This is a genomic window from Pseudomonas sp. DCB_AW (genome assembly GCF_026240895.1).
GTDB lineage: Bacteria > Pseudomonadota > Gammaproteobacteria > Pseudomonadales > Pseudomonadaceae > Aquipseudomonas > Aquipseudomonas kermanshahensis.
Map to the genome: position 1 here is coordinate 1 of NZ_JAPFCE010000054.1, position 7,112 is coordinate 7,112.

General features: G+C 65.6%; 6 protein-coding genes. All 6 read right to left on the bottom strand.

What is annotated here, in order from left to right:
- Positions 1-79: 79 nt before the first annotated feature.
- The 6 genes from OO306_RS21815 to OO306_RS21840 all read right to left on the bottom strand — a co-directional run bounded on the left by OO306_RS21815 (position 80) and on the right by OO306_RS21840 (position 7,080).
- Positions 80-814 (bottom strand): YkgJ family cysteine cluster protein, encoded by a 735-nt coding sequence (locus OO306_RS21815; RefSeq protein ID WP_265969896.1) that lies wholly within the window; start codon positions 812-814, stop codon positions 80-82.
- The gene (locus tag OO306_RS21820) at positions 811-1,122 is read right to left on the bottom strand and encodes a hypothetical protein (protein WP_027595495.1); all 312 of its coding nucleotides are present in this window, start codon (positions 1,120-1,122) and stop codon (positions 811-813) included. Before OO306_RS21820 ends, OO306_RS21815 begins: the two co-directional genes overlap by 4 nt.
- Before the next feature lie 88 nt (positions 1,123-1,210).
- Positions 1,211-2,110 (bottom strand): chemotaxis protein, encoded by a 900-nt coding sequence (locus tag OO306_RS21825; protein ID WP_099428348.1) that lies wholly within the window; start codon positions 2,108-2,110, stop codon positions 1,211-1,213.
- 193 nt (positions 2,111-2,303) lie between these two features.
- A complete protein-coding gene (locus tag OO306_RS21830) occupies positions 2,304-3,488 on the bottom strand; it encodes an HlyD family type I secretion periplasmic adaptor subunit (protein WP_027595497.1) in 1,185 nt (394 codons plus the stop codon).
- On the bottom strand, positions 3,485-5,647 hold the full coding sequence (locus OO306_RS21835) for a type I secretion system permease/ATPase (protein WP_265969897.1): 2,163 nt from the start codon (positions 5,645-5,647) through the stop codon (positions 3,485-3,487). Before OO306_RS21835 ends, OO306_RS21830 begins: the two co-directional genes overlap by 4 nt.
- Positions 5,644-7,080, bottom strand: coding sequence for a TolC family outer membrane protein (locus OO306_RS21840; protein ID WP_099452941.1), 1,437 nt, complete (start codon positions 7,078-7,080; stop codon positions 5,644-5,646). The genes OO306_RS21835 and OO306_RS21840 overlap by 4 nt, the downstream gene beginning before the upstream one ends.
- Between the last annotated feature and the right edge of the window lie 32 nt (positions 7,081-7,112).

Sequence of the window (7,112 nt, forward strand, 5' to 3'; positions counted from 1 at the left end):
ACAGGTATTGCGCCAATCTTGCGGCTGGTGCAACTCCTGTGGGAGCGGGTTTACCCGCGAAGGGGCCGGTATGGGCTACCTAAAAACCAATAAAGGCGTAATAAACCGGTGCTTCGCAAGTGGTCTGCAAGCCATGGCCCTGCAAACGGGCTGTCAGCTCGTCATCCTGCACATGCAGCGTCCACCGCGCACTGTTGTCCGCCGGCACCTGCGCCAGCGCTGCGGCAAACGCGCCCATCTCCGGCAGATAAGCGGTAAACCCGTTACCTTTCAGCGCACTCGTGGTCATGCCCAACGCCTGGCACACGGCAACCTTCGCCGCGATGTCATCTCGGTCTGCCTGGCGCGATGCCTGCACCAGCGCCGCCAACTGCGGGTCGGCCAGTTGCGTGCCGTGAATCAGCTCAGGGCCCTGTTGCCAAGCCTCGGGCGGGCAGTCCTTGTTCTCGGGCCGCAGCGGGATATGCGGGTTGATCTCGACCGGGTAGATACGGCAGACCAGCGGGCGCTGGTCATAGATGGTGCACAGGTCGTTATCGTCGAGGTTGCGGCAGCGCCCCGGGTTGAACGCCGCGAACGTTACCGAAACGCGGGCCTCAGTGTCGCCGCAGGCCACCGGGTGGGAGCGGCGCAGCACATGCTCGCGCTGCTCGACCGGCATGCCCGGGCCGTCGACCACGAACGCCTCGATCAGCACCACCACCTGGCCAGCGGAGGCCGCCCACTGGCGGGCTTCGTCGAGGGTCAAGGGCACATGGTGGCCAGTGCAGCACTTGCCGCAGCCGGTGCAGGCGAATTGCACGCTGTCGGTCACTTGGCTTCCGGGCTCCATTCGCTGACGAACGCGCGCTGGTGCTGGCGGTCGTACAGGCACAGTTCGGTGCCGGTGCGCTGCTGCATGTGTTTTTGCGGGTAGACGCCTTCGATCAGCAGGGCGCTCATGCCGACCTGGTCGTCGAATTCGGCGGGCTTGCCACGCGCGTGAGCGTCCTTGAACTGGCTGGCGGCAAGGCACGCCTTGAGCATCTGCTGGCGCTGCTCGTTCCAGGCCTGGCTGCTGGAGGCCTGGGCGACACCGCTGAAGAGCGCGCAGGCGACAAGGAGGGAGCTGAAAAACTTCATACGCGATTCCGGCAAAAATCTTCCGAGGGGAGCGAATTATGCCCGACTCACCCCCGACGGCAAGCCGGGGAGTTTGTCGCTTGATGTATCAATGCTCGGCAAACACCACCGTCCGCGCCGCCACCACCAGGCAATCGGTCAGCTCGGGCGAGGAAAACTTGGTGAGGATGGCATTGGCCCCCGCGAGCCTGGCTTTTTCGCTGCTCATGGCACTGTCGAGCGAGGTGTGCAGCAACACATACAGGTGTTGGAAGTCCGGCGTCTCGCGCAGCGTGCGGGTGAAGGCATAGCCGTCCATCTCGGACATCTCGATGTCGGAGACGATGATGTTGATCGCCTGCTCGGTGCCCTGCAAGTCCAGCAACACGTTGATCGCATCCTTGGCGCTGCGCGCGGTGTGGCATTCGATGCCGAGGTTGCGCAGGGTGTGCACCGACTGCTGCAAGGCAACCTGGCTGTCGTCCACCACCAGGATGTTGGCGGCGGCCAGCAGGCTTGCGTCTTCTTCGCTCAGTGCACCGTGCTGTGGCTCGGCGGCGGGCGGGGCGATGGCGTGAATGACCTTTTCGATGTCCAGCACCTGCACCAGCGCGTTGTCGACCCGGGTCACGCCGGTGATGAACGAGCGGTTGCCCGAGCCGAAGGGCGGCGGTTTGATGTCGGTGCTCAGGCAGTGGACGATGCGGCTCACGGCCTGCACATGCAGGCCTTGGCGCGAGCGGCTGATTTCGGTGACGATCAGGCAGCCACCTTCAGGGTCCGCCAGCGGGCGCTCACCGATGGCACGGGACAGGTCGATGACCGACAACGAATTGCCGCGCAAGGTGGCCACGCCTTTCACGTGGGGGTGCGATTCGGGCAGCTTGGTCAGTGAAGGGCAGGGGATGATCTCGCTGACCTTGAGCAGGTTGATTGCCATCAGCTTGCCGCTGCGCAGGGTGAACAGCAGCAGGGACAGCGAATCCGCGCGGGCTTTTTGCGTGGCCATGGTGACCTTCGTGGGAATAGAGGATAGAAGGATATCGGCCCGCCGAGCCGGCTCTTTAGCCTGTCAGCCGAATCCGTGTAGGAGCAGCCTTGTGCTGCGAAGAGGCCGGTGTATACCCAGCAGTTATGCGTTGCTGTCACCGGCCTCTTCGCAGCACAAGGCTGCTCCTACAGGGCATCGGATAACCGGGTCATCAGCGTTCGCGCAGGGCTTCCCTGGCCCGGTTCAGCGGCTTGATCAGGTAATCCAGAATGGTCTTTTCACCCGTGCGGATATCCACTGTGGCGATCATCCCGGGCACGATCGCAAAGTGTTTGCCGGCCTTGTTCTGCAGGCTGTCCTGCTCGGTGCGGATGAACACCCGGTAGTAGTAGATCTCCGGCTTCACCTCGTCCTGCAGGGTGTCCGGCGAGATACCGACCACCTTGCCCTCCAGCCCGCCATACACCGAGTAGTCATAGGCACTGATCTTCACCTTGGCGGCCTGGTCGGGGTGGATGAATGCGATGTCTCGGGGCGCGATGCGGGTTTCGATCAGCAGGCGCTCATCCATCGGCACGATCTTCATCACTTGCCCACCGGGCTGGACCACACCCCCCAAGGTATTGACCTCGATGTCCTTGACGATACCGCGCACCGGCGAGCGCAGGGTCAGGCGGGTCAGCGAGTCGCTGCGCCCGCGGATCACTTCGGACAGGCTGTCGGCCTCGGCGCTGGCCTTGGCCAGCTCTTCGCGGGCCCGTACCAGGTAATCGGAGCGCGCTTCGTTGGCCTTGAGCTCGAGTTCCGAGCGCTGTCGGTTCAGGCGGATCACCTCGACGCGGCTTGAAGCGCCCATCTTCGCCAGGTTCTCGGTGATCTTCAGTTCGCTGCGCACCAGCTGCAGCGAATCGTCGATACCGGCCAGGGTCTGCTCCAGGCCGCGGCGGCGGGTCTGGTACAGCGCGGTTTCGGCGTCGACCAGGTCGGGGGAGTCGCGCAGGCTGTCGGGGAACACCAGCGGCTTGCCGGTGACCTCTGCACGCAAGCGGGCCTGGCTGGCCTTGGCCGCGCGGTACTTGGCTTCACTCTCGCCCACACTGGAGGCGGTCTTGGTCGGGTCGAGCTGAGCCAGCACCTGCCCGCGGTCGACCAGGTCACCTTCGGCCACGCTCATCTGGGCGACGATGCCACCCTCGAACGACTGGATCACCTGCTCGCGCGAACTGGGGATCACCTTGCCGGTGCCGGTGGAAACTTCAGTGACTTCGAACCAGGCCGCCCAGGCCAGGAACGCTGCCAGCATCAGCGCACAGATGGTGATGATTCGGCCGGCGCGGAATACCGCCTGGTCGTCCTGCCCGTCCAGGTAGGACGCCGGGAGTTCATGGTTGCTCATGCCTGGGCTCCTTGCAGTTTGGCCAACGCGGCATCGCGGTTGTCGTCGATGACGATGCGGCCGCCATCCAGCACGATAATCCGGTCGACCCGCTGCAGCACGCTCAGGCGGTGGGTGGCGATTACCAGGGTGCGGCCCTGGCAGAAGCGGTCGAGGTTATCCAGCAACTTGCGTTCGTTCATGTCGTCGAGGGACGCGGTCGGCTCGTCCAGCAACAGCACCTGCGGCTGGCGCACCAGCAGGCGCGACAGCACCAAGGCCTGGCGTTGGCCGCCGGACAACCCGACACCGCCTTCCAGAATCAGATGGTCCATACCTTTGGGTAGCCTGCGGACGAACTCCAGGGCGCCGGTGGCGGCCAGCGCCGCGACCAACTCCTGGTCACTGGCCTGGCCGGCACCCAGGGTGAGGTTTTCCCGCAGGGTGCCGTGAAACAGCCGTGAGTATTGGGGCAGCAAGCCGACATCGCGGCGTAGGTCGGCGGGGTCGAGATGGGCCAGGGCGATGCCGTCCAGGTTGATTTCGCCCTGGACCAGGTCCATGGCGCCGCCCAGGGCCTGCAGCAAGGTAGATTTGCCGGCACCGTTGCGGCCGAGCACGGCGATGCGTTCACCCGGCTGGATGTCCAGCTGGCCGATGGTGAGGACGGGAGGCGCCTCCGCGCTGTAGCGGAAGTTGGCCTGGCGTAGCTGGTACTCGCCGCGGATGGCTGGCAGGTGCACGCGGGCTTCGTTTTCAGGGTGGTCGACCGGTGACTGCATCAACTTGTCCAAGCCCTGCAGGGCCACCTTGGCCTGTTGCCAGCGGGTGAGTACATGGGTCAGCTGTGCCAGCGGCGCCATCATGCGCGACGACAGCATCGACGCCGCCACCAGGCTGCCGGTGGTGAGGTCGCCGGCGATCACCATCGGTGCGCCGATGACGATGACCACGGCGAACACCGCGCCCTGCACGTTCTGCGTCCAGGTCACCAAGCCATTGGTCAAGGTACGCAGGCGCAGGTTGGTGTGGGCGCAGGCGGCGTTGTACTGGTTCCATTGCCGCTCGAAACGGGCCTCGGCTTGCAGCGCCTTGATCTCGTCCAGGCCCTGGATGCTTTCCACCAGCATGGCGTTACGCAGCGCCGACTCACGCATCGAGGCATTGGCCAGGCGTGCCAGGCGCCGTTGCGCCAGCAGCCCGGGCAGCACCATGGCCAGCAACGCCACCAACGGGATGAACACCAGCACACCGCCGATAAGCCAGAACACGAACAGGAACAGCAGGAAGAACGGCAGGTCGGCCAGGGCGGTGGCGGTGCTCGAGGTGATCAGGTCGCGGATTGACTCCAGCTCGCGCAACTGCGAGATGAACGAGCCAGTGGACTTGGGCCGTACCGAGTTGCGCAAGCGCAGCGCATGGCCATAGACCAGGTCAGAGACACGCAAGTCGGCGCGTTTGCCCAGCAGGTCGGTGACCTTCAGGCGCAGCAGGCGCATGCTGAAGTCGAACACCAGCGCCAGCACCACGCCACCAAACAGCACGTACAGCGTCGGCAGGGATTCGGCGGGGATCACCCGGTCGTAGACCTGCATGGAAAACAGCACCCCGGCCAGGGCCAACACGTTGGCCACCAGCGAGGCGACCATCACCTGCCCATAGGGCCGCAGGTCGCGCAGGACGATACGCGCGAACCAGTGGCGGTCGTAGGGGGCGGTGTAGTCGTCGGTGCGCACATCACGCAACGGCCGCGCCGGGCGCAGCAGGGCGACCCGGGTGATGCGCCCCTTGAGCGTGTCGCGGGGCAGGCGCGAAGTCAGGCCCTGATCGCCTGCGAAGACCACCGCCAGGTCGTCTTCTTCGGTCACCGATTCGACCACTGCCAACTGGCCATCGTCGAGTTCCAGCACCAGCGGCGTGCGCCACTGCCGCAGGCCTTTGGCATCGAAGCGCACGAAGCGCAGCGCCAGGCCGGCCTGGCGTGCCATGTGGCGGAGAATCTCATCCAGCGGGCGAGCATCTTCGACGGCCGCCAGGCGAATGCGCTGGGGCGAGACGTCCAGGCGATAGTGGTGCGCGACCTGAAGCATGACCTCAAGCCAAGGCCCCAGGTCGGGGCGAGCGTTGGCCGTTTGCTCCGGGGCCTGGCTCGGCAGGGTCACATTGACGGTTTCGTTCATGGCTGGATCTCCACACCTTGCAGGTTACGCCCCTCTAGGCCAAAGGCCGTGCGCAGGGCGCCGGTGTTGTAAAGGCAGTCGACATCCAGGCGCAGCAAGTCGGAGCGGGTGCCGGCGAGTTCGAAACGAGACTGGTAGATTTCCTGCTCGGCGTTGAGCAGGTCGAGCAGGGGCCGGGTGCCAAGGTCCAGGTACTGCCGGCCATAAAGCATGCGCGCCTCCTGAATGCTGACCTGGCGGGCTTCGAGTGAGCTCAGCCGACGGCCCAGCCCCGAGGTCTGCGCCATGGCCTCGGCCAGGCCACGGCGTGCCTGTAGGCGTGCAGCATCTTCGGCCGAGTCGGCGGCTGTCAGCGAATGGCCCGCAGCGCGGGTGCGGGCGCTGATGGCGCCGCCTTGGTAGATGGGCACCTCGACGTTCAGGTAGATGCCCGCTTGGGTGCGGTCCATGCGTGAGTTGTCGCGGTTGTAGTCGTTGTCCAGGTAGTGGTTGACCTGCGGCTGCAGCGACAGGGTCGGGTAGGCCTCGGCCTTGGCTTGGGCCAGTTCGGCCTGGCCTTGGGCGCGCTGGGCCAAGGCCATTAACACGGCGGGCAGGCGGTCATCACCTTGCCCCGGGCGCTTGCAGGCCTGGTTCAGCTCAGGGGGCGACTCTTCGGCGAGCATGGGCGGGGTGACCCGGCCGAGCAATGACGCCAGGGTCGAGCGCCAGCGTTCGTACTGTGATTGGTATTCCTCCAGGGTGGCGCGGGCGCTCTCTACCCGGGATTCGGCCTGCACCACGTCGGAGCGGGTGCTGGCGCCCATGTCGCTGCGCTGGCGGGCCATGCCGGCGATGTCGCCGACCCCGCGGATCTGGTCGCGGGCAATCGTGATCAGTTGCTCGTAGCGGCGGGTCTCGACCCAGGCATAGGCGGTGTCGCGGGCCAGTTCGTCGACCACCAGAAGGATATTGGCCTGGGCGCGGGCGGCGGCGGCCTGGGCAGCGCTGACGGCGCTGTCGACCTTGCCGAAGTCGTAGAGCATCTGCTTGAGCGACAGGTTGAGCGCCTGGCTGTTACGGTCGCCGCCGTAGCCAGTGTCATAGCCCGTGCGGATACCGCCGGAAATCTGCGGGTAGTAACCGGCGCGGGCAACGTTGATGCCTTCGCCTTGCTTGTAGAGGTTGCCGATGGCCTCGGCGATGCTGGGGTGCCATTGCGCGGCTTGCAGCACCGCTTCGGTCAGCCCGAGGCGGTCGCCATTGCTGACGGGGGCCATGCCGATAGGTGGGCGGGCGGGCACCGCGTCGGGCGCATCACGTAGCAGTGAAGGCCCGATCTGGCGCAGTTGTGGGTCGATGTCGTCGGCTGCCTGGGCAGCCGTGTTGAAGTTCAGGGCCAGGAGCCCGAAGGCCCCCAGCAACAGCGGTGACAGCGGACTGCTTCGCTTCACATAGTTCCCTTACTGCTGTTCGTCCTTGCCGC

Bases quoted from the DNA above. Each gene is read 5' to 3' on its own strand.
- OO306_RS21830 (WP_027595497.1), bottom strand. From the start codon at position 3,488: ATGAGCAACCATGAACTCCCGGCGTCCTACCTGGACGGGCAGGACGAC.
- OO306_RS21835 (WP_265969897.1), bottom strand. From the start codon at position 5,647: ATGAACGAAACCGTCAATGTGACCCTGCCGAGCCAGGCCCCGGAGCAA.
- OO306_RS21820 (WP_027595495.1), bottom strand. From the start codon at position 1,122: ATGAAGTTTTTCAGCTCCCTCCTTGTCGCCTGCGCGCTCTTCAGCGGT.
- OO306_RS21825 (WP_099428348.1), bottom strand. From the start codon at position 2,110: ATGGCCACGCAAAAAGCCCGCGCGGATTCGCTGTCCCTGCTGCTGTTC.